We start from the raw sequence: 21,742 nt of genomic DNA on the forward strand, positions 1-21,742 counted from the left end.
CCGTCAGCCTTACAGGCGCTCTGCGACGTACTCGGTGAAGTCGACGAGGCGGTTGGAGTAGCCCCACTCGTTGTCGTACCAGCCGGCGATCTTGACCTGGTTGCCGATCACCTTGGTGAGTCCGGCATCGAAGATGCACGAGTGCGGGTCGCCCTGGATGTCACTCGACACGATCGGGTCCTCGGTGTAGCTGAGGAATCCCTTGAGCGCGCCGCTCTCGGCGGCTGCCTTGTACGCCGCGTTGACCTCGGCGACGGTGACGTTGCGTCCCGCTTCGACGGTGAGGTCCGTGATGGAACCGGTCGGCACTGGCACGCGGAGGGCATAGCCGTCCAGCTTGCCGATGAGTTCCGGCACGACCAGACCGAGGGCCTTGGCGGCACCGGTCGAGGTCGGGATGATGTTGAGGGCGGCGGCACGGGCACGGCGAAGGTCACTGTGCGGACCATCCTGCAGGTTCTGGTCAGCGGTGTAGGCGTGAACAGTGGTCATGAGACCTCGCTCGATGCCGAAGGCTTCCATGAAGACCTTGGCCAGGGGCGCGAGGCAGTTCGTGGTGCAGGATGCGTTCGAGAGGATGTGCTGGGTCGCGGCATCGTAGAGGTGCTCGTTGACACCCATGACGAAGGTGCCGTCGTCGTCGGTTGCGGGTGCGGAGATGATGACCTTCTTCGCGCCGGCCTCGATGTGCTTGGCGGCGTCCTTCGCGTTCGTGAAGCGACCGGTCGACTCGATGACGATGTCGACTCCGAGGTCTCCCCAGCCGAGGTTCGCGGGGTCACGCTCGGCGAGAACCTTGATGCGCTTGCCTCCGACGACGATGAACTCGCCGTCGACCGAGACATCCTCCGACAGGCGGCCGGCGACGGAGTCGTACTTGAGAAGGTGCGCGAGCGACTTAGGGTCGGTGAGGTCGTTGACGGCGACGACCTCGAGGTCTGCGCCCTGAGCGAGAGCCGCGCGGAGGTAGTTGCGACCAATGCGGCCGAAGCCGTTGATACCGATCTTGACAGTCAAGAGAACTCCTGTTGCTGAGGCGCGGTGACCGCGACTTTGTTGGGGGTGTTGTGCACTACGGGTGGGATCAGGGGTGCGGCCGGGATGACCGGCCACACCGCCCTGATTGCTGGACGAGCCAGATTTGCTATGACAGTACCAGCAGGCCGTTCGTCTTTTCGCGAGCAACATCGAAACGCTGCTGCACGTTCGCCCAGTTGGCGATGTTCCAGAACGCCTTGACGTAGTCGGCCCGCACGTTCTTGTAGTCGAGGTAGTAGGCGTGCTCCCAGACGTCCAACATGAGAACCGGCACGGTTCCCGCGGCGAAGTTCGACTGCTGGTCGAAGAACTGGCTGATGAGCAGCTTCTCTCCGATCGAGTCCCAGACGAGGGCCGCCCAGCCGGAGCCCTGCACGCCGAGCGCTGCGGCGGTGAAGTGTGCGGTGAACTTGTCGAACGATCCGAAGTTGTCGTCGATCGCCGACGCGAGCTCTCCGACCGGCTTGTCGCCGCCGTCCGGGGAGAGGTTGGTCCAGAAAATGGAGTGGTTCACATGCCCGCCGAGGTTGAACGCGAGGTCCTTCTCGAGCTTGTTGACGTTGGCGAGGTCACCAGAGTCGCGAGCAGCCGCGAGAGCTGCGACGGCAGCATTCGCCCCGGTCACGTAGGCCTGGTGATGCTTGGAGTGGTGCAGCTCCATGATGGCGCCGCTGATGCTCGGAGCGAGTGCTCCGTAGTCGTATCCCAGTTCGGGCAGAGTGTAATCGGCCATAGTGTGATCTCCTTTTCTTAGTCCCGTCGGCGCTTCAGATTCGCGGCGATCCGGGTCTGTTTTCAGTCTACCCGGCTGGGCGAGGGCACCCATCGGATGCTTGCCTCCCGGTCAGGTCGCGTTCAGAACCTGTTCAGGACACGACCGCGCCGACCGCTCACGCGTCTTCGTAATCGGGGGGCAAGTTCGCGTCGGTGCCGGGGATCCCCAGGTCGACGGCACGCTTGTCGGCCATGGCCAGGAGCCGCCGGATGCGACCGGCGACGGCGTCCTTCGTCATCGGCGGATCAGCGTGGTGTCCGAGTTCGTCGAGGCTGGAATCACGGAAGCGCAACCGCAGGTCGCCTGCATACCGCAGATGCTCCGGCACGTTGCCGTCGAGGATCTCCAGGGCGCGCTCCACGCGGGCGCAGGCCGCAACCGCCGCCTGAGCGGATCGCCGCAGGTTCGCATCGTCGAAGTTGACGAGCCGGTTGGCGGTGGCACGCACCTCGCGGCGCTGTCGCAGCTCTTCCCAGTTGAGCACGGTCGAATGCGCGCCCATGTGCACCAGCATCGCGCTGATGGCTTCGCCGTCGCGGATCACCACCCGATGGACCCCGCGCACCTCGCGTGCCTTCGCGGCGATCTTCAGTCGCCCCGCGGCTCCGACGAGAGCCATTGCGGACTCGTTCCCCGGGCAGGTGATCTCGAGGGCGGCCGAGCGACCCGGATCGGTGAGTGACCCGTGCGCGAGGAACGCGCCACGCCAGACGGCCGCGAGTTCCTCACGACTGCCCGTGGTGAGCTTGTTGGGCAGTCCGCGGATCGGCCTGCGACGGGCATCCAACAGTCCGGTCTGGCGCGCGAGCGTCTCTCCCCCGTCGAGCACTCGCACGAGGTAGTGGCTCGTGCGGCGCAGTCCGGAGGCCGAGATCACGGAGATCTCGCTCTTCACGCCGTAGAGCTCGGCGAGGTCCTTGCGCACACGCCGGGCGAGCTGGGCTGTATCGAGTTCCGACTCGACCGCGATGCGTCCCGAGATCAGGTGCAGCCCTCCGGAGAACCGCAGGATGGTCGCCAGTTCCGCGGCACGAACCGTGGTCTTGCTGACCTCGATGCGGGCGAGTTCGTCTTTAACGTCGGCGGTGAGAGCCAATCCGATTTCCTTTGCTTTCCGTTATTCGAGGATGGCGTGTTCGGTTCCCGCGGGATTCAGCCGGGACGGAGCCATCGAAGTCGTGATGCGAGCTTGAGCCCGAGGGCTACTCGCGTCCGAGGTCGCGATGCTTGATGCTGACGGCCACTCCCGGTTGTTCACGCAGCAGCGCGGCCAGGCGCTGAACGACGGCCACCGACCGGTGCTTTCCCCCCGTGCATCCAATGGCGATCGTAGCGTGTCTCTTGTTCTCGCGCTGGTAGCCGGCGAGCACCGGGGCGAGTGCGAGCACGTACTGATCGATGAATTGCTGCGCGCCCTCCCGCGAGAGCACATAGTCGCTCACCTGTGTGTCGAGCCCGCTGAGAGTACGAAGGGCCGGAACCCAGAACGGGTTCGGGAGGAACCGCATGTCGGCCACGAGATCGGCGTCTGTCGGCAACCCGTACTTGTAACCGAAGCTCAGCACTGTCAGCTGGAGTCCGGGAGTGTCGGCGCTCGAGAAAGTGTCCGAGATCTTGGTCGCGAGCTGGTGGATGTTGAGATCGGAGGTGTCGACGATGATGTCGCTCGACTCGCGGAGCCCGAGCATCCGTTGGCGCTCGGCGCCGATTCCGTCGAGCAAGGTGCCATCGCCCTGCAGCGGATGCGGGCGCCGCACCTGCTCGAAGCGGCGCACGAGCGCGGCATCCGTCGCTTCGAGGAACAGGACTCGAACGGGAGTCGCTTCGCGAAGTGCTTCTACGGTCTCTTCGAGGTCTGCGAAGAGCTTGCCTCCTCGCACGTCGACGATTGCAGCGACCTTGGGGAGATTGTTTCCCGCCTTGCCCGCGAGTTCCACGAGCGGACGCAACATCTGCGGCGGCAGATTGTCCACCACGTACCAGCCGAGGTCCTCGAGCGCGTTCCCCACAGTGGAGCGGCCCGCACCGGACATGCCGGTGACGATGAGCACCTCCTGGTGCTGTTCGGCTTGGCGGTAGCTGTCCCCGGTCATCGCGTGGTCACGCATTCACTCCTGTGCGGTTGCCTGAGCGTCAAGCCTACCGACCAACTCACTCCCGGAGTTTTTCGAAGATCGTCTGGGCGATCACATTGCCGACTCCCTTGACCTCGGAGATCGCTTCCGGCTGGGCGGCGCGGAGCTGGGTCACGGAGCCGAAGTGGCGGAGCAGTTCCTTGACCCGGGCCGGACCGAGCCCGGGAATCTCAGACAGCACCGAGCCGACATCTCGCTTGCGCCGCTGGCGTTGATACGTGATCGCGAAGCGGTGAGCCTCGTCGCGGATGCGCTGGATCAGGAAGAGAGCGTCACTGTTGCGCGGAAGGATCACCGGGTAGTCGTTGCCCGGCAGCCAGATCTCCTCGAGTCGTTTGGCGATGCCGCACAGCGCGATCCCGGTGATGCCCGCGTCCTCAAGGGCACGGGCGGCGGCGGCGACCTGTGGTTGCCCGCCATCGACGATGAGCAGGTTGGGACGGTAGGCGAAACGCGGACGCGCCGGATTGGGGCCCGCCTCTGTACTCTCGGCGATCCCTGTTCCTTCGGCAGTCCCTGTTCCTTCGGCGATCCCTGTTCCTTCGGCGGTCCCTGTGCCCACGGCCTGACTCAGGGCCTCGGCCACGGCGGCCGCCGGATCGTCATCGAGGTGCGCGAGCCGACGGGACAGGGTCTGGTAGATCGATTCCGTGTCGTCGGTGGACTCCGGGATGCTGAAGCGGCGGTACTGGTCTTTGCGCGGCAGCCCGTCTTCGAAGACGACCATGGAGGCGACGATGTTGGTGCCGCTCAAGTGGGAGACGTCGTAGCATTCCATGCGAAGCGGCGCATCATCCATCCCCAGCGCCTGCTGGATATCGGCCAGAGCCTGCGACCGGGCCACGAAGTCGCCGCTTCGACGCGTCTTGTAGAGGATCAGGGCATTGCGGGCGTTGGTCGCGACGGTGAGGGCGAGTGCGGCGAGCTCGCCGCGCTGGGCGACACGGATGACCACTTTGCCGCTGCCCACACCGCGCTCCGACCGCAGTTCGGTGAGCCAGGTCTCGAGCTCCGCAGCATCATCAGGTAATTCCGGCACGACGACGAGCCGTGGCGGATCGAGTTCGTCGTAGGCGTTGTGCACGACGGTCTCGACGAGTTCGTCCAGCTCCAGATCCAGTTCCTTGTCGACGACCCAACTGCGCACACCACGGATGCGGCCACCACGCACCGTGAACTGCTGCACCGCCGCCGCGAGCTCGTCGTGCGCGATCCCGAAGATGTCGGCATCCACATCCTCCGAGAGCACGACGGTGTTCTTCGAGAGGGCGGTTTCCAGTGCTCCGAGCTGGTCGCGGAACTTGGCTGCCGACTCGTAGTCCTGCACCGCCGCGGCGGCCTTCATCTTGCGGGAGACCTCTCCGACGAACTTGGAGTCGTTGCCGGCCACGAAGGAGGCGAAATCCAGGGCGATGGACTTGTGCTCCTCTTTCGACACGCGGCCGACACAGGGTGCCGCGCACTTGCCGATGTCCCCGAGCAGGCAGGGCCGTCCGGTCTGCTCCGCGCGCTTGTAGGTGGATTCCGAACAGCTGCGCATGGGGAACGCCTTGAGCATGAGGTCGACGGTCTCGCGGATCGCCCACACCTTCGTGTACGGCCCGAAGTACCGGGCACCCTTGAGGTTGCGGTTGCGGGTGACCAGCACCCTCGGCACGTTCTCCCCGAGGGTGATCGCCAAGTACGGATAGGACTTGTCGTCGCGAAACTGCACATTGAACGGCGGATCGAATTCCTTGATCCAGGTGAACTCGAGTTGCAACGCCTCGAACTCGGTGCCGACCACTGTCCACTCGACGGATGCAGCGCTCAACACCATTCGCCGGGTGCGCTCGTGCAGGCTCGCCAAGGGAGCGAAATAGTTGCTCAGTCGCGCACGGAGATTCTTCGCCTTGCCGACATAGAGCACCCTCTGGGCGGCGTCACGAAAGCGATAGACCCCCGGCTGCTGGGGGATCTCGCCCGCTTTCGGGCGCCATACGACGGTGTCTGACACGGCGGGCTGCTACGTCGTTGCGAGGGCTTTTGCGCGGGACGGGGACTTCTTGCGGCGCACCGGCTCCGGCGCCGCCGGAAGGATCTCCCTGAGGAAGGTCCCGGTGAAGCTCGCCTCGACCGTTGCGAGATGCTCCGGTGTGCCGACCGCCAGGATCTGCCCTCCCCCGGCTCCACCCTCGGGACCGAGGTCGATGAGCCAGTCGGCGGACTTGATGACGTCGAGGTTGTGCTCGATCACGATCACCGTGTTGCCCTTGTCGACGAGACCGTTGAGCACGAGAAGCAGCTTGCGAACGTCTTCGAAGTGCAGACCCGTCGTCGGCTCGTCGAGCACATAGATGCTGCGTCCCATCGACCGCTTCTGCAGCTCGGTGGCGAGCTTCACGCGTTGCGCCTCACCTCCGGAGAGGGTCGTGGCGCTCTGCCCGAGTCGCACATAGCCGAGTCCGACATCGACGAGCGTCTTGAGGAAGCGGCTGATCGACGAGATGGCCTCGAAGAAGTCCGCGGCCTCGCTGATCGGCATGTCGAGCACCTCGGCGATGCTCTTGCCCTTGTAGTGCACCGCGAGGGTCTCGCGGTTGTAGCGCGCGCCGTTGCAGACCTCGCAGACCACGTAGACATCGGGAAGGAAGTTCATCTCGATCTTGATAGTGCCGTCGCCCGAGCAATTCTCGCAGCGGCCGCCCTTGACGTTGAAGCTGAACCTCCCGGGAAGGTAGCCGCGGGCCTTGGCGTCCTGAGTCTCGCTGAACAGGGTGCGGATTTTGTCGAAGACGCCGGTGTAGGTGGCCGGATTCGACCGCGGGGTGCGCCCGATCGGGGCCTGGTCGACGTGCACGACCTTGTCGAGGTTGTCGAGGCCGGTAACCCGGGTGTGCTTTCCGGGGATCTGTCGCGCTCCGTTGAGCTCGTTCGCGAGCACCTTGTAGAGGATGTCGTTGATGAGGCTGGATTTGCCCGATCCACTGACCCCCGTCACTGCGGTGAAGGTGCCGAGCGGAAATTCAGCGGTGACATTCCGCAGGTTGTTGGCGCGCGCGCCCTCCACCGTGAGCATGCGCTTCTTGTCGATCGGACGCCGCGACGTGGGAGTCGCTATTGACCGCCGACCGGAGAGGTAGTCGCCGGTCATCGATCCCGTGTTGGCGAGGAGTGCCTCGTAAGATCCGGAGTGCACGACCTCTCCCCCGTGCTCGCCCGCGCCGGGCCCGATGTCGACGATCCAGTCCGCGGTGCGGATGGTGTCCTCGTCGTGTTCGACCACGATGAGGGTGTTGCCGAGGTTCTTGAGCTTCACGAGGGTCTCGATCAGCCGGCGATTGTCGCGTTGATGGAGGCCGATGCTCGGCTCGTCGAGCACATAGAGCACTCCGGTGAGACCCGATCCGATCTGGGTCGCGAGCCGGATGCGCTGGGCCTCGCCACCGGAGAGGGACCCGGCCGAACGGGCGAGATTGAGGTAGCTCAGCCCCACCTCGATGAGGAATTCGAGCCGAAGCCGGATCTCGCGCAGCACCTGGGCCGCGATCTTGGCATCCCGGGCCGAGAGTTCGAGGCGCTGCATGAAGTCGAACGCGTCGAGGAGACTGAGCTCCGCGACATCCGCGATGTTGTAGTCGTGCACGGTCACCGCGAGAACCTCGGGCTTCAGGCGTTTGCCGTCGCAGACCGGGCAGTTGATCTCCCGCAGGTACGCGGAGTAGCGCTGGCGGGCCGAGTCGGTCTCCGCCTCGAGGAACTTTCGCTCGATGTAGGGCATGACGCCCTCGAAGCCGGTCGAATACTTCATCTCTCGACCGAAGCGGTTCTTCCACTTGACGGTGACCTGGAAGTCGTTGCCCTTGAGGATGGCGCTCTGGATGTCGGCGTCGAGATCGCGCCACGGAGTCTTGAGCGAGAAGTCGAGATCGGCGGCGAGGCCTTCGAGCAGGCGCTGGAAGTAGTTGAAGAGGCCCTTGCCAGACTGGGTCCACGGCAGGATCACGCCGTCGGCGAGACTCAAAGCGGGGTCGCCGAGGAGCAGTTCGGAGTCGACCGACATCTTGGTGCCGAGCCCGGAGCATTCCGGGCAGGCACCGAAAGGCGCATTGAACGAGAACGTTCGCGGCTCGATCTCGGTGAGCTGAACCGGGTGACCGTTGGGGCACGACAGTTTCTCGCTGAAGTTGCGCCAGGCGTCTGGGCCGGTCGCGTCGACGTAGTTCACACTGACCAGTCCGTCGGTGAGCCGCAGGGCGGTCTCCAGCGAGTCCGTGAGCCGGGTGAGGATGTCGTCGGCGGCGACGAGGCGGTCCACGACCACGGAGATGTCGTGCTTGTACTGCTTCTTCAGGATCGGGGGTTCGCTCAGCTGCACCTGCTCGCCATCCACGATCGCTCGGGAGTAGCCACTCGCGGCGAGCTCCTTGAAGAGGTCGACGAACTCGCCCTTCTTCTGGGAGATGACCGGACTCACGATCTGGTACCGCACCCCGGTTTCGAGAGTCATGAGCTGGTCGGCGATCTGCTGCACCGTCTGGCGCTCGATCTTCTCGCCGCAGACGGCGCAGTGAGGCACACCGATCCGGGCCCAGAGAAGACGCATGTAGTCGTAGATCTCGGTGATCGTTCCGACGGTGGACCGGGGGTTGCGGTTCGTCGACTTCTGGTCGATCGAGACTGCGGGACTCAGCCCATCGATGAAATCGACATCGGGGCGGTCGACCTGACCGAGGAATTGACGGGCGTATGCCGACAGCGACTCGACATAGCGGCGCTGCCCCTCGGCGAAGATCGTGTCGAAGGCCAGGGAAGACTTGCCTGAACCGGATAGCCCGGTGAATACGACAAGAGAATCACGCGGAATCTCGAGGTCGACACCCTTGAGATTGTGCACTCGTGCACCGTGGACAGAGAGCTTCGAACCGGACTCGACGCGGGAAATAGACACTCTATAGATTCTATGCAGGCCACCGACATTGAACCTCGGGGTTCGCTCAGTGCGTAGAGGCGAGTAGCGCCGGATCGGAGTGCCCGGGAATCGCCGGCCGGTTTCGCACGATCACCTTCGCCGGTCGCCGTCCGTTGAATGTCGTCGCCGTCACCGCCGTGTACGCCCCCATCGCCGGGCTCAGCAACAGATCGCCCTCCTGCAGCCGGGGCAACGGATAGTGACGCGCCACCACATCGACGCTGTCGCAGGTGGGCCCGCCGAGAGTGGTCGAGCGCAGCTCGACCGGGGTGCCCGCCAACTCCGAGCGGGCGACGATCACCGGATGCACGCCTTCGGCCATCACGTTGGAGTAGCTGCCGTAGACACCGTCGTCGATGAAACACCAGGTCTCGGACCCGCGCTCCCGCACCCCCGTCACCCGGCTCACCACCGTGGCGGCCTCCGCAACCAGGACGCGTCCGGGTTCGGCCAGGATGCGCAAACGGGACGATCGGGGCTCGAGCAGGGGACGGATGGCGGCCGCGATCTGCTCGATGCCCACGACATCCGTACGGTACCCGACGGGGAATCCCCCGCCGATGTCGAGGGTCGTGAATCCAATGTTCCACTGGCGTTCGAGGCGGTCCATCAGCTCGAGGGTGTCGGCCGTCGCTCTGGCGAAGGCGGCGACGCTGTCGAGCTGGCTTCCGACGTGGAAGCTGAATCCCGCGATACGGCTCCCCTGGGCGATGGCCAGGGAGAGCAGCACCTCGGCCTCTACCGCGGACACCCCGAACTTGCTCGACAGGTCGCTCTTGGCTTCCGGGTTCTCGTACGACAGCCGGATGAGCAGGTTCACGTTTGCGGGCACGTGGCGGAATTTAGCGAGCTCTCCCGCGCTGTCGATCACGAAGGTGCGGATGCCGAGGACATAGGCGCGGGTGATCTCCGTCGCGGACTTGACGGGCTGGGTATGGATGATGCGGTCCGGACCCACTCGATGGCCGGCCACCAGGTCGATCTCCCCATCGCTCGCGACGTCGAATGACCCACCGAGGGACGCAATGGTCTCGATGACGTCCGGATGGGACAGGGCCTTCACCGCGTAGTGCCAGTGGACGAAGGGAAGTGCGGTGCGGAGACGGTCGTACTGAGAAGCCACGGCGCCGAGATCGAGCAGCATCAGTGGGCTGCCGTGCGTCGTGACCAGCGAGTCGAGATCGATTCCCTCGAGCGAGCGGCGGATCGTGTCGATGCGCCGGGCTCGTACCTGCGGGGTGAGGACCGTATCGTCGACCGGCGGCATGGCGCCCTGGTTCCTGGCGTCATCCCAGCGTCGGCCGAGCACATAGCCGAACCCCGCGATGCCGTAGAAGACGAGGTCGGCGCCGATCTTCCCGGCGATCCATCCCGCCGCGGGAAGTCCGATGAGAAGCGGAGCGAGCCAGAGCAGAAGAGGGCGCACGGCGAGCGTGTCGATCAGTTCGGCCGGACCGAACTCGATCGCGGAGAGCCAGGCGGTGCGGGCGATCGCCGATCTCCGTCGCGTGCCGGGATCCCCGCGAGAAATTCGCCACTGTTCGGCGAAATTGCGAGCGCCGGCCACCCCGTAGAAGCCCAGGTTCTCCCCGATCGTGCCCGCGATCGCCGCTACGAACAGTGACCCGCTCAGTCGATAGGAGATCGCGGCGGCGGCGAGGGCGGTCGCCGTGCCCGCGATCTCACTCGGAAGATACCGTCGGATCCAGAATCCCACGCCTCGTGCATTGCCAGCCGACACGACATCCACTCTCCCGAGGCCACGGGGGCAGCCTCACTACCGACTAAGAGGCCGGCAGGCGCGCGCTGATACAGCCTGCGCGTCGCGAATTCAGGAGATGTGTCCGGCGGCTTCCATCTGCCGAAGTTCCTTCTTCAGGTCGGACACCTCGTCGCGCAGCCGGCCGGCGAGTTCGAACTTGAGTTCGCCGGCGGCCTGGAGCATCTGGTCGTTGAGGTCCCGGATGATCGACTCGAGATCGTTCGCCCCGCTGGCGGCGAGACCACCGTGACGCTTGAGGTTCGGAGTGGGAGACCGCTTGCGCCCGTCTCGGCTGGAGAGAAGCTCCGCCGTGTCCGCGCCCTCCCTGTTGAGCGACTCGGTGATGTCGGCGATCTTCTTGCGCAGCGGTTGAGGGTCGACGCCCCGCTCGAGGTTGTAGGCCACCTGGAGTTCGCGCCGCCGGGTCGTCTCGGAGATCGCGAGTTTCATCGAGTCGGTCATCACGTCCGCGTACATGTGCACGGCGCCGGAGACATTTCGTGCGGCGCGACCGATGGTCTGGATGAGCGAGGTGGACGAGCGGAGGAAGCCCTCCTTGTCGGCATCCAGGATCGCCACAAGCGAGACCTCCGGAAGGTCGAGGCCCTCTCTCAGCAGGTTGATGCCCACCAGTACGTCATAGACGCCCTGACGGAGTTCGGTCAGCAGCTCCACCCGGCGGAGGGTGTCGACATCGGAATGGAGATAGCGAACACGAACGCCCGCCTCGCCGAGGAACTCGGTGAGCTCCTCTGCCATCTTCTTGGTGAGAGTCGTCACCAGCACTCGTTCATTGGCTGCCGTGCGTTTGCGGATCTCCTCGAGCAGGTCGTCGATCTGGCCCTTCGAGGGCTTCACCACGATCTCCGGGTCGATGAGACCGGTCGGGCGGATGATCTGCTCGACCACGCTGTCGGTGATGCCCATCTCGTATTTGCCCGGGGTCGCGGACAGGTAGACCTTCTGGCCGACCCGGTCGAGGAACTCGTTGAATTTGAGCGGACGGTTATCGAGCGCGCTCGGCAGCCGGAAACCGTGATCGACGAGGGTGCGCTTACGCGAGGCATCCCCCTCGTACATCGCACCGATCTGAGGAACCGTGACGTGCGATTCGTCGATCACCACGAGGAAATCGTCGGGGAAGTAGTCGATCAGGCAGTGCGGTGCTTCACCCGGCTGGCGCTGGTCGATGTGGCGCGAGTAGTTCTCGATCCCGCTGCAGAACCCGATCTGCTCCATCATCTCGATATCGAAGGTCGTGCGCATACGCAGGCGCTGCGCCTCGAGAAGCTTGCCCTCCCGTTCGAGCTGCTTCAAACGATCCTCGAGCTCGACTTTGATGGTCTTGATCGCGGCATGCATGCGTTCCTGCCCGGCGACGTAATGGGAACCGGGGAAGACGGACACCGCATCGAGCTTCTGCACCACGTCTCCCGTGAGCGGATGCAGGCTGTACAGGCCTTCGATCTCATCTCCGAACATCTCGATCCGGATCGCCAGTTCCTCGTACATAGGGATGATCTCGATGGTGTCGCCGCGAACACGGAAGTTGCCGCGCGAGAAGTCGACGTCGTTGCGCTGGTACTGCATCGACACGAACTTGCGGATGAGCGTCTCACGGTTGATCGACATGCCCACCTGGAGCGCCATCATGGCCTCCAGGTACTCCTCGGACGAACCGAGACCGTAGATGCAGGAGACCGTGGAGACGACGATCACATCTCGACGACTGAGGAGAGCGTTGGTTGTCGAATGACGCAGACGCTCCACCTCGGCATTCACCGAGGAGTCTTTCTCGATGAAGGTATCGGTCTGAGGCACGTAGGCCTCTGGCTGGTAGTAGTCGTAATACGAGACGAAGTATTCGACGGCGTTGTTCGGCATCAGCTCGCGGAACTCGTTGGCGAGCTGGGCCGCGAGGGTCTTGTTGTGCGCAAGCACGAGGGTGGGACGCTGGACGGCCTCGATGAGCCAGGCCGTCGTCGCGGACTTGCCGGTTCCGGTGGCGCCGAGCAACACGATATCCGTCTCGCCCGCGTTGATGCGCGAAGTCAGCTCGGCAATCGCGGCGGGCTGGTCTCCGCTCGGCGTGTATTCGCTGATGACCTCAAACGGGCGCACTGAGCGTGTCGGTTCCATGATCCCAGCTTAGGCACGGCTACCGACACCGTCGCAGGATATCGCCCGCGGCAGAACTCGCCACGGGCAAGAGATTGCCCGCCGCCGATTGTGCTCGTGCCCACTCAGGAGTTGCATAGAGAAAATCCGAAGATTTCCCCTGCGGTCGAGAAGCCGCAGCACAGTCCGAACTCCCGTGAGAAATCGCCCGACGGCAGAAGGAAACGCCATGACCGTCACGCAGTCCCGCCCGACTCCGGCGAAAGCGAGTCCGATCTTCGGTCGCATGCGCGGCCGGGTGGTGATCCTCCTGTGCATCATGTACGCGATCTCGTACATCGATCGCACCAACATCTCGACCGCCGGCCCGACGATCATCAAGGCCCTCGATCTCACGACCGCCGAATTCGGCATCGCCGTCGCGGCGTTCTCCCTGCCCTATGCACTCTTCCAGATCATCGGCGGCAACCTCGGCGAACGGATCGGGCCGCGCAAGGCACTCTTCTGGATCGGGATCCTCTGGGGCGTCGCGACGATCGCCACCGGCTTCTCCGTTGGACTGGCCTCGCTGGTCGGCGCCCGCCTGCTGCTCGGGCTCACGGAATCCGCGGCCTTCCCCACGGCCACCTCTGCAATGGCGAAATGGGTGCCGATCGATCGCAACGGCTTCGTGCAGGGAATCGTGCACTCCGCATCCCGCCTGGGAAACGCCGCGGCACCGCTGATCGTCGGCGGGCTGATCATCTGGGGCGATTCTCTCGGCGGCCCGATCGCCGGTTGGCAGGTGTCGTTCATCATCGTCGGCGTGCTCAGCGCGCTGTGGGCCGTGCTCTGGGCGACGCTCTACCGCGACCGCCCCGAAGACTACCCGCGCATCACCGAACAGGAACTCAGCGAGATCCCCCGGGCGCTCGAGCGGGCCGCGCGCCCTCCCGTGCCGTGGAAGCGCCTGATCCGCACCATCCTGCCCGTGACCTTCGTGGACTTCGGCTACGGCTGGACGCTCTGGGTCTTCCTCACCTGGATTCCGTCGTTCCTCGCTGACAGCTATGGCCTCGCCCTCGCCGACTACGCCGTGTTCACCGCCATCGTGCTGCTCGCCGGGGTCGTCGGAGACACCGTCGGCGGCATCTTCAGCGATCGGATCCTCCGGCGCACCGGGAGCCTCCGCAATGCTCGCCGATCCATCCTCCTGATCGGCCTGCTCGGATCGCTCGTCTGTCTCACGCCGTTGTTGTTCGGCCACAACCTCGCACTCTCGATCGTCTCGCTCTCGTTGTCGTTCTTCTTCCTCGAGCTCTGCAACGCAACGCTCTGGGCGATCCCGATGGATGTCGCGCCGGAGTGGTCGGGCACCGCGAGCGGGATGATGAACACCGGATTCGGTCTCGCGGGAATCTTCTCGCCGATCCTCTTCGGCTACCTGGTGGGCGTCGCGGGCTGGCAGTGGCCGTTCGCCGCCTCGATCGCCCTCCTCGCGGCAGCGGCGGTCGTGGCTGCCGTCATGAAGCCGCAACGGGTGTTGCCCAACAGCGTCAGCGAGTGGGAACAGACTTCTTCGAGCTGAATCTGCGGCCGGTGAGGCCCAGGCTGAACCAGGAGCGCCGGGCGAGTTCGGTGATGCCGAGTGACAGCAGCACCACGAGAACATAGGTCACCAGAGTCAGCCAAGGCTTCGGCACCGTGCGTTCGAGCCAATCGTCTCCGACCCAGAGCAGCAGCCAGATGAACAGCGGATGCGACAGGAAGATGCCGAAAGAACGGTCCGATCCCGCATCCAGGCCCTTCGCCACCAGGCTCCGCGGGTCACGCCGATCGGCCCACCAGGTGCCGACGGCCAGGAAACCGAGCGCAACGGCGATCGACCAGAGCATTTCGATCGGCTGCAACGGGGTCCCGGCCCGATACGGGCTTCGGCCTGTCAGCATGTTGACGACGTAGACGCCGAGCGTGCAGAGCGCCGCCGCGAGCACGATGAAGCCGATCGCCCGTCGGTGGGCCCTGACCCAGGCGAGGAAGGCCGCGGAGTGGTCCGCGGCGACCGCCCCGGCGATGATGAAGAACTGGTAGCTGAAGAAGAGCTGCTTGTTGAAATCGTTGATTCCGGAGGTGACGTCGGGGAAGTACATGTACAGCGCGGTGAGCGCCAGCTGCACGGCGAGGCTGATGCCGAGAAGCAGGGCGTGCCGCACCCTCGTGCGACGGACCAACCAGAGGATGACAGGCACCAGCAGGTACACCTGCATGGTGACGAGGAGGAAGTAGAGGTGATACCACGCGGTGCCGGTGAGGATATAGCCGCCGAGCCGGACGAGCATCTCCCCGAACGTGCCATGCGGTGAGCGCAGATTGCTCGCCGCGAAATAGATGATCGACCAGACCACGTAGGGCACGCCGACGAGCAGGAAACGCCTCGGAAGAAACGACTTCATGGGCTGTGGGCGATTCAGATAGCTGTAGACCAGCACGAAGGCGGTCAGCGCGAAGAACACCTCCCGGGTGAAATGCACCAGGGAGAAAAACCCGTAGAGCACCAGGTCGTCGTCCGCGACGGTGTGACTGGTGGTGTGGACGGCGATGACGCAGGCGAAGGTGAGAATGCGCACGACATCCACCTCATAGAGATGAGGCGCCTTCGTCCGTTTGGGCGGCGAGGGCGTTGCCGCCGCTGTCGACTCGGTCATTCGGTTGCTCCTTCGCGGGCGGCGTCGAATTCGCGAACCCGACGCCGCTGCACCTTGCCGGTCGCGGCGCGTGGCACATCATCGACGACCTTGATCTCCACGGGCCTCTTGAAGCGCGGCAGCCTCGTCTCGCAGAGCGCCGCCAGCTCGGTGGCGAGAGACGGGTCGGACGCCGCGGCCGACGCCGCGATCACGTAGGCGACGGGCACCTGACCGAGGATGGCATCCGGCCGGCCGATGACCACGGCCTCTCGGATTCGCAGGTCTTCGAGCAGCACGTCCTCGACTTCGGCCGGGTAGAACTTCTCCCCTCCGCGATTGATCACGTCGTCTGAGCGCCCCGAGAGGTACACCCAGCCGTCCGAATCTACGCGACCGAGATCCCCGGTGCTGAGCCATCCGTCTGCGTCGAACCGGTCAGAGGCGCGACCGCCGAAATAGGAACGCACGATTCCGGTGCCGCGCACCCAGAGCGAGCCGACCTCTCCGTCTGCGACTTCGCGCCCGCGCTCGTCTCGCACCGAGACCTCACCCCCCACCGGCGGTCCTACCGAGCCGTCGCGCAACGGTTCTCCGAGGGGCGTCGCGGCGATCTGGCTCGCGCCTTCCGTCATGCCCCAACTGACCACGAGAGGAGTTCCGGCGAAGGCATCACGGACTGCGTCCGGGAGGGGCGCAGAGGCCGAGCGGATGAATCGGACCCCCTCTGGCACGCGAAGCTCTTCATCGCGGGCGAGCACGGCGAGAATCGCCGGGACCGCGTTGATCCAGGTGACCCTGCGGTCGACCATCAGCTCCCAGAACCCGGTGCGGCGGAAGCGGCGGTCGAGCACGAGCGCCGCGCCGGCGACGAGAGTGGAGAGCAGCCCGACCACCTCGGCGTTGACGTGGAAGAGAGGAAGCGGGTTGTAACCGCGGTCCGCGGCGCTGAGTCGATTGTGGCGGGCTATCGCGTGCGCCACGACGAGCAACTGGCGCTCGGAAAGCTCCACCCCCTTCGGCGCACCGGTGGAGCCCGAGGTGAAGAGCAGCACCCCTCCCGGGGAATCCGCTCGATCGGGGAAGGATCGAGACTCCTCGCCAGGTGACTCTTCCGCCCTGTCGGGAATCCCGGTCTGGTGCGCCACCCTCAGCGTCGCGGCGGTGCCCAAGGCAGCGGGCTGCTCGCGGTCGGTGACCTGAGCGCCGACTGCCGCGACCGTATCGACGACAGCGGCGATGCGCTCGACGTCCGTCACCGCAGCACCGGGGTCGATCGGAACGGCGACCCGCCCCGAACTCACGACGGCGAGGAATACGACAGCGAAGGAGAGCGGGTCGGCCAGGTCGACGAACACGACAGCACCGGGCGCGACGGACCGCGCGTCCAATTCATCGCGCCACGCTGTAGTGGCGGCAGAGAGCTCACCGTAAGAGATCACACGGTCCGACCGCGCGTCCTCGAGATACGGGTCCCGCTCGGTGGTCCTACCGCGGTTCTCGATGAGTTCACGAAGCGAGAGGAAGGTCAGGGGGGCAGCAGGCGATTCCTCGGTCACGCGTCAAGGCTAATCGCTCGAGGCTATGCCGCGCCTGTGGCCTCGGGGGCCTTGACACCGCAACCGGCATCACTTGGTCTGGTCGAGCATCCACTTCCAGGTCGGCAGGTAGAGAGGCAGGCCAGCCGGCGTTCTCGGGGTGCTGTCGCTGACGGTGCGGCCGTGTGATTCGGCCGCGGTACCCACGTCGAGGGTGCTCACGAGCTGGTGCGATCCGCTCGGCACGGGCACCTCCGCGGGCAGTTCCGCTCGCTGCATCTTCAGCTCGGACCAGGACCCGACGATCTTGCTGAAGTACATGTCGTGCTGGTTCACGAAGCCATACATCCGGCTGGCGGGGGTGACCCCGGGTTCGCGCATCCACGCCGCCGGGACTCCCTCGTTGGTCTCGACCGGTGAAGAGAACATCAGCACTCCGTGAACGAGATGGAGGTGAGCGATATAGGCGGATTCACCGCCGCCCTGTGAGTGTCCGGCGAGCACGATCCGCGACCAGTCCACCTCCCCGTGATCGATGTACCGCCCCCACTGACCGGCCGGATCGACGCTCGCGAGGTGTGCGAGGGCCATGGTGAGTCGGTTGAGGATCGAATTCGCCGGGTCGACGCTGCTCACCGCGCTCGGAGCGCTTCCGTCGAAGCGGTTGCGCTGCACCGCGGTGTAGCACTCGGGATCACCGCCGCAGGTGTGCACGACGGATTTGCCGCGGTTCCAATAGTCGAGGCCGAGGACGTCGTATCCGGATGCCACGGCGGTGCGCAGGAACGTGCGGTAATCCCAGGGTCGAGCGCCCGTGGCGGGAAGGAACAGCATCAGTGGGCCGGGAGAGGCGGCGTGCTGGGCATAGTTGCGTTGGTTGGGAAAGAGGGTCTGGCCCTTCGGGAGACCCAGGCGGAACGAGATCAGCGGTGCCGATTGCCCATCCGGTTTAGGCAGGGGGCGAGATGACGCCCCGACGGCTCCGAAACTCAGCGAGGAACCGAGAATCACGAGTACGGCGAAAGCGAGCGCCGCCGCGCCCCATCTCCCCCGGTGTGTTCTCACCGGTCAAATGTAACCGTTCGAACCTCGATCGCCGGCCGCGCGCGTCTGAGAGTTCGTTCAGGCCGTGTCGGAGCCGTCACCGTCTGCGGGGAAGGCTGCTCCAGAGGGCCTCTGCCTGAGCGATCGTCTCGTCGACAGTGCCGTTGCTGTCGATCACCACGTCGGCGATCGCGAGACGTTCCGCGTCGGTGGCCTGGGAGTTGAGCCGATGCTGCGCCTCTTCCCGGCTGTGACCGCGCAACTTCACGAGCCGTTCCAGCCGTGTCTCCGCGCTCGCGTTCACCACGACAATGAGATCGAAGTCGTGATACCCCGGATCATGTGACGCCTCCACGAGAAGCGGGACGTCGTAGACCACCACCGCATCCGGATCGCCACGCTCTGCGGCAGCGAACAGTTGCCCGCTGAGTTCTCGGATGGCCGGGTGGGTGATGCCGTTGAGCGCGAGCCGGGCATCCGGATCCTGGAAGATCAGCGCCCCGAGCGCAGCGCGATCGAGGGAGCCGTCGGCGGAGATGACACCGGGGCCGAAGCGCTCCGCGATCGCCGCGAGGCCGGGGGTTCCGGCAGCGACCACATCCCGAGCGAGCTGGTCGGCATCCACCACTGTCGCCCCGAGTTGCTCGAGGCGCTTCGCGACCACGGTCTTGCCCGAAGCGATGCCTCCGGTGAGGCCGATGAGATACACGTGCGCCAGTTTAGCCGCCGCCGGGTACGTCCTCTCCGTGCCCGCAACTCCGGCCGGCGAATGCGGCCCGATCGGCTCGGGGCGCGGGCCCGGAACGTCCGCGACGGCCCGCATTCCTCAGGCGGCCGGGCCCTCAGGCGGCAAGGCCCTCGTGCCGCGTGTTCCTCATGCGACCCGGTTAACGACGGAACGGCCGAGCCCGGGGGCCCGACCGTTCCGAAAGAAACTGCTTAGGAGTTGGAGCTCAGCTTCTCGCGAAGAGCAGCGAGGGCCTCGTCGTCCGCCAGCGTTCCGGCGGAGTCGGCGTCGTTCGAGAACGAGGAGCCTCCGGCGACCGGTGCGTCGCTGATCTCGTCGGCGGTCGCAACCTGCTTCTTGTGGGCTTCCCAGCGAGCCTGGGCTGCAGCGTAGTCCTGCTCCCACTTCTCGCGCTGGGACTCGAAGCCCTCTTTCCACTCGTTGGTCTCCGGGTCGAAGCCGTCCGGGTACTTGTAGTTGCCCGCCTCGTCGTACTCGGTGAGCATTCCGTAGAGCGCCGGGTCGAACTCGGTGCCCTCGGGGTCGACGCCCTCGTTCGCCTGCTTCAGCGAGAGGGAGATGCGGCGACGCTCGAGGTCGATGTCGATGACCTTGACGAAGACCTCATCGCCGACCGAGACGACCTGCTCGGCGAGCTCGACATGCTTGCCCGAGAGCTCCGAGATGTGCACGAGGCCCTCGATGCCCTCTGCAACGCGAACGAACGCGCCGAAGGGGACGAGCTTCGTGACCTTTCCGGGAGCAACCTGGCCGATGGCGTGGGTGCGGGCGAATACCTGCCAGGGGTCCTCTTGAGTGGCCTTAAGAGACAGGGAGACGCGCTCGCGCTCGAGGTCGACCTCGAGGATCTCGACGGTGACCTCCTGGCCGACCTCGACGACCTCAGAGGCGTGCTCGATGTGCTTCCAGCTGAGCTCGGAGACGTGGACGAGACCGTCGACGCCACCGAGGTCGACGAACGCACCGAAGTTGACGATCGACGAAACGACACCCTTGCGAACCTGGCCCTTGGCGAGGTTGTTGAGGAAGGTCGTGCGGCTTTCGGACTGGGTCTGCTCGAGGAGCGCGCGGCGAGAGAGCACAACGTTGTTGCGGTTCTTGTCGAGCTCGAGGATCTTGGCCTCGATCTCCTGGCCGAGGTACGGCGTGAGATCGCGCACACGGCGCAGCTCGATGAGCGACGCCGGGAGGAATCCGCGGAGTCCGATGTCGACGATGAGACCGCCCTTGACGACCTCGATCACCGAACCCGTGACGACGCCGTCCGCATCCTTGATCTTCTCGACATCGCCCCACGCACGCTCGTACTGAGCGCGCTTCTTGGAGAGGATGAGGCGGCCTTCTTTGTCTTCCTTCTGGAGGACGAGGGCTTCGACCACATCGCCGACCTGGACGACCTCGGTGGGGTCCACATCGTGCTTGATGGAGAGTTCGCGGGAGGGGATTACACCCTCGGTCTTGTAACCGACGTCGAGGAGGACCTCGTCACGATCGATCTTGACGACGGTGCCCTCGATGAGGTCTCCGTCGTTGAAGAACTTGAGAGTCTTTTCGACCGCGGCGAGAAAGTCTTCAGCAGATCCGATGTCGTTGATTGCGACCTGCTTGGGCGCCTTGTCGGTCGTTACGATTGTCATGTAGTAGTTGCTCCAGGATGGACATTTATTTGGGCCGGCCGCAGGGACGTGCGCTCTAGAAAAGTGTTTCGTGTATTTTCCGCGACTGGCAGGCGGATGGATTGCCACAGAATTGCGACGTTTCAGTCTATAGCGCCCCATTGCCCCGCGCCACCCGGCCTAATCCGCGTGTTCCGCGCGCCGGTTTTCGCTCGGTGGCGTTCCCCGACCAGCACTTATCGACGGATCCGCGAGCTCATTCCATGCGACGGCTCACCTGCGCGCGGCGACTATGGCGCGCAGGGCGGCCCGCAGCTCGGGGTATTCGAAGGCGTAGCCCGCCTCCGTGAGACGCTCGGGCAGCACCCAGCGACTCTTGAGCACCAGCTCGGTCTCGGTCCGGATCACGGCCGAGCCGATTTCGAGCATCCAGCGCGCCGCCGGAAGCCCGAAGGGCACGCCTACGACATCGCGCACGGTCTGCATCACCGTGCGGTTGTCGCTCGGGTCGGGCGAGCTCAGGTTGACCGGTCCGTCGATGTCGGGATGCTCGCGCAGAAACCGGATGATGCCGAGCACGTCAGCCAGATGAATCCAGCTGAACTTCTGGTGGCCGTCGCTCCTCCGGTTCTCGTGGAACGTCCCTGCCGCACGACGGGCGGCAGTCCCGAACCAGGGGCCATCGAGCTGTGGCCCCCCGAGTCCCATCCGCGCCAGCGCAATCAGCGGCACCAGAGCGCTTCCGTCGCCGAGCACGATCGCCATCCGGAGCGCGACCCGTCGCGTTCCCGACAACTCACCGTCGAAGAACTCGCGCTCCCAGGCCCGCGCGACATCCACCGAGAAGCCGTCGCCGAGCTCGCCGGTCGACTCGGTCATCGGTCGGTCTTCTGCATGCCGGTAGATGGTGGCCGTCGATGAATTGATCCAGAGGGTCGGTGGGTTCCCGCACGCGCGGATCGCCTGGGCGAGCTCCCGCGTCGTCTCCACCCGGGACCGCAGGATCTCGGCACGGTTGGCCGGCGTGTAGCGGCAGTTCACGCTTTTCCCGGCGAGGTTGATCAGCAGGTCGGCGCCGTCGATCAGGTCGATGATGGCGGCGGTGTCACCCCACCGGGCATCCGCGCCGTCACGTCCGATCCCCCGCACCGAGGCGCCGGCGGCGCGGAATGACTCGGCGAGATACCGTCCGATGAAACCGGATGCCCCGGCGATCACGATGCGGTCGGCGGCAGTCTCAGTCATGGGCGTACTCGATCCTGTGTGGGTTTGAGAAGGAAGTTCGTCGAACCTCCCAGTGAGGGCGTGCTGCCGCTCGCGCCGTCCCCGAAGAACGGCTCGAGCGGCGACAACA

15 protein-coding genes are annotated in these 21,742 nt (G+C 65.2%); 1 reads left to right on the plus strand and 14 read right to left on the minus strand.

The genetic code is table 11. The features are described 5' to 3' along the window. Window positions 1-9: 9 nt before the first annotated feature. The 8 genes from gap to uvrB form a co-directional block, all read right to left on the minus strand. Window positions 10-1,017, minus strand: a complete 1,008-nt coding sequence (gene gap / locus F1C58_RS07885; RefSeq protein ID WP_185203853.1) for a type I glyceraldehyde-3-phosphate dehydrogenase — start codon at window positions 1,015-1,017, stop codon at window positions 10-12. Window positions 1,018-1,144: 127 nt separating this feature from the next. Next, window positions 1,145-1,771, minus strand: a complete 627-nt coding sequence (locus tag F1C58_RS07890) for a superoxide dismutase (RefSeq protein ID WP_185203854.1) — start codon at window positions 1,769-1,771, stop codon at window positions 1,145-1,147. Between the two features lie 157 nt (window positions 1,772-1,928). Further along, window positions 1,929-2,909, minus strand: coding sequence for a DNA-binding protein WhiA (gene whiA / locus F1C58_RS07895; protein ID WP_185203855.1), 981 nt, complete (start codon window positions 2,907-2,909; stop codon window positions 1,929-1,931). Between the two features lie 106 nt (window positions 2,910-3,015). Beyond that, entirely contained in the window at window positions 3,016-3,921 is a 906-nt protein-coding gene (gene rapZ, locus F1C58_RS07900; protein ID WP_255461347.1) for an RNase adapter RapZ, read from the minus strand. A 43-nt stretch (window positions 3,922-3,964) separates the two neighbouring features. Next, complete coding sequence (gene uvrC, locus F1C58_RS07905; RefSeq protein WP_185203856.1) at window positions 3,965-5,944, minus strand: excinuclease ABC subunit UvrC; 1,980 nt, start codon at window positions 5,942-5,944, stop codon at window positions 3,965-3,967. A 9-nt stretch (window positions 5,945-5,953) separates the two neighbouring features. Then, a complete protein-coding gene (gene uvrA / locus F1C58_RS07910; protein ID WP_185203857.1) occupies window positions 5,954-8,878 on the minus strand; it encodes an excinuclease ABC subunit UvrA in 2,925 nt (974 codons plus the stop codon). 46 nt (window positions 8,879-8,924) lie between these two features. Continuing rightward, window positions 8,925-10,640: a type III PLP-dependent enzyme gene (locus F1C58_RS07915; RefSeq protein ID WP_185203858.1), complete on the minus strand. Its 1,716-nt coding sequence runs from the start codon at window positions 10,638-10,640 to the stop codon at window positions 8,925-8,927. Window positions 10,641-10,730: 90 nt separating this feature from the next. Further along, window positions 10,731-12,800: an excinuclease ABC subunit UvrB gene (gene uvrB / locus F1C58_RS07920; protein ID WP_185203859.1), complete on the minus strand. Its 2,070-nt coding sequence runs from the start codon at window positions 12,798-12,800 to the stop codon at window positions 10,731-10,733. A 208-nt stretch (window positions 12,801-13,008) separates the two neighbouring features. Between uvrB and F1C58_RS07925 the strand changes: the two genes are divergently transcribed. Continuing rightward, window positions 13,009-14,346, plus strand: a complete 1,338-nt coding sequence (locus tag F1C58_RS07925; RefSeq protein WP_185203860.1) for an MFS transporter — start codon at window positions 13,009-13,011, stop codon at window positions 14,344-14,346. Here F1C58_RS07925 and F1C58_RS07930 read toward each other — a convergent pair. The 6 genes from F1C58_RS07930 to F1C58_RS07955 all read right to left on the minus strand — a co-directional run bounded on the left by F1C58_RS07930 (window position 14,315) and on the right by F1C58_RS07955 (window position 21,633). Further along, on the minus strand, window positions 14,315-15,463 hold the full coding sequence (locus F1C58_RS07930) for an acyltransferase (protein WP_185203861.1): 1,149 nt from the start codon (window positions 15,461-15,463) through the stop codon (window positions 14,315-14,317). The two genes, F1C58_RS07925 and F1C58_RS07930, sit on opposite strands and share 32 nt — an antisense overlap. Further along, complete coding sequence (locus tag F1C58_RS07935) at window positions 15,460-17,001, minus strand: AMP-binding protein (protein WP_185203862.1); 1,542 nt, start codon at window positions 16,999-17,001, stop codon at window positions 15,460-15,462. Before F1C58_RS07935 ends, F1C58_RS07930 begins: the two co-directional genes overlap by 4 nt. 69 nt (window positions 17,002-17,070) lie before the next feature. Further along, entirely contained in the window at window positions 17,071-18,045 is a 975-nt protein-coding gene (locus F1C58_RS07940; RefSeq protein WP_185203863.1) for a hypothetical protein, read from the minus strand. Window positions 18,046-18,121: 76 nt separating this feature from the next. Then, a complete protein-coding gene (gene coaE, locus F1C58_RS07945; RefSeq protein ID WP_185203864.1) occupies window positions 18,122-18,733 on the minus strand; it encodes a dephospho-CoA kinase in 612 nt (203 codons plus the stop codon). Window positions 18,734-18,963: 230 nt separating this feature from the next. After that, complete coding sequence (rpsA, locus tag F1C58_RS07950; RefSeq protein WP_185203865.1) at window positions 18,964-20,409, minus strand: 30S ribosomal protein S1; 1,446 nt, start codon at window positions 20,407-20,409, stop codon at window positions 18,964-18,966. A gap of 252 nt (window positions 20,410-20,661) precedes the next feature. Beyond that, window positions 20,662-21,633, minus strand: a complete 972-nt coding sequence (locus F1C58_RS07955; protein ID WP_185203866.1) for an epimerase — start codon at window positions 21,631-21,633, stop codon at window positions 20,662-20,664. Between the last annotated feature and the right edge of the window lie 109 nt (window positions 21,634-21,742).

It is taken from the genome of Glaciihabitans sp. INWT7, assembly GCF_014217685.1.
GTDB lineage: Bacteria > Actinomycetota > Actinomycetes > Actinomycetales > Microbacteriaceae > Lacisediminihabitans.

Coding starts and splice junctions, on each gene's coding strand:
- rapZ (WP_255461347.1), bottom strand. CDS start 3,921: ATGCGTGACCACGCGATGACCGGGGACAGCTACCGCCAAGCCGAACAG.
- F1C58_RS07955 (WP_185203866.1), bottom strand. CDS start 21,633: ATGACTGAGACTGCCGCCGACCGCATCGTGATCGCCGGGGCATCCGGT.
- F1C58_RS07930 (WP_185203861.1), bottom strand. CDS start 15,463: ATGACCGAGTCGACAGCGGCGGCAACGCCCTCGCCGCCCAAACGGACG.
- F1C58_RS07925 (WP_185203860.1), top strand. CDS start 13,009: ATGACCGTCACGCAGTCCCGCCCGACTCCGGCGAAAGCGAGTCCGATC.
- rpsA (WP_185203865.1), bottom strand. CDS start 20,409: ATGACAATCGTAACGACCGACAAGGCGCCCAAGCAGGTCGCAATCAAC.
- F1C58_RS07890 (WP_185203854.1), bottom strand. CDS start 1,771: ATGGCCGATTACACTCTGCCCGAACTGGGATACGACTACGGAGCACTC.
- uvrB (WP_185203859.1), bottom strand. CDS start 12,800: ATGGAACCGACACGCTCAGTGCGCCCGTTTGAGGTCATCAGCGAATAC.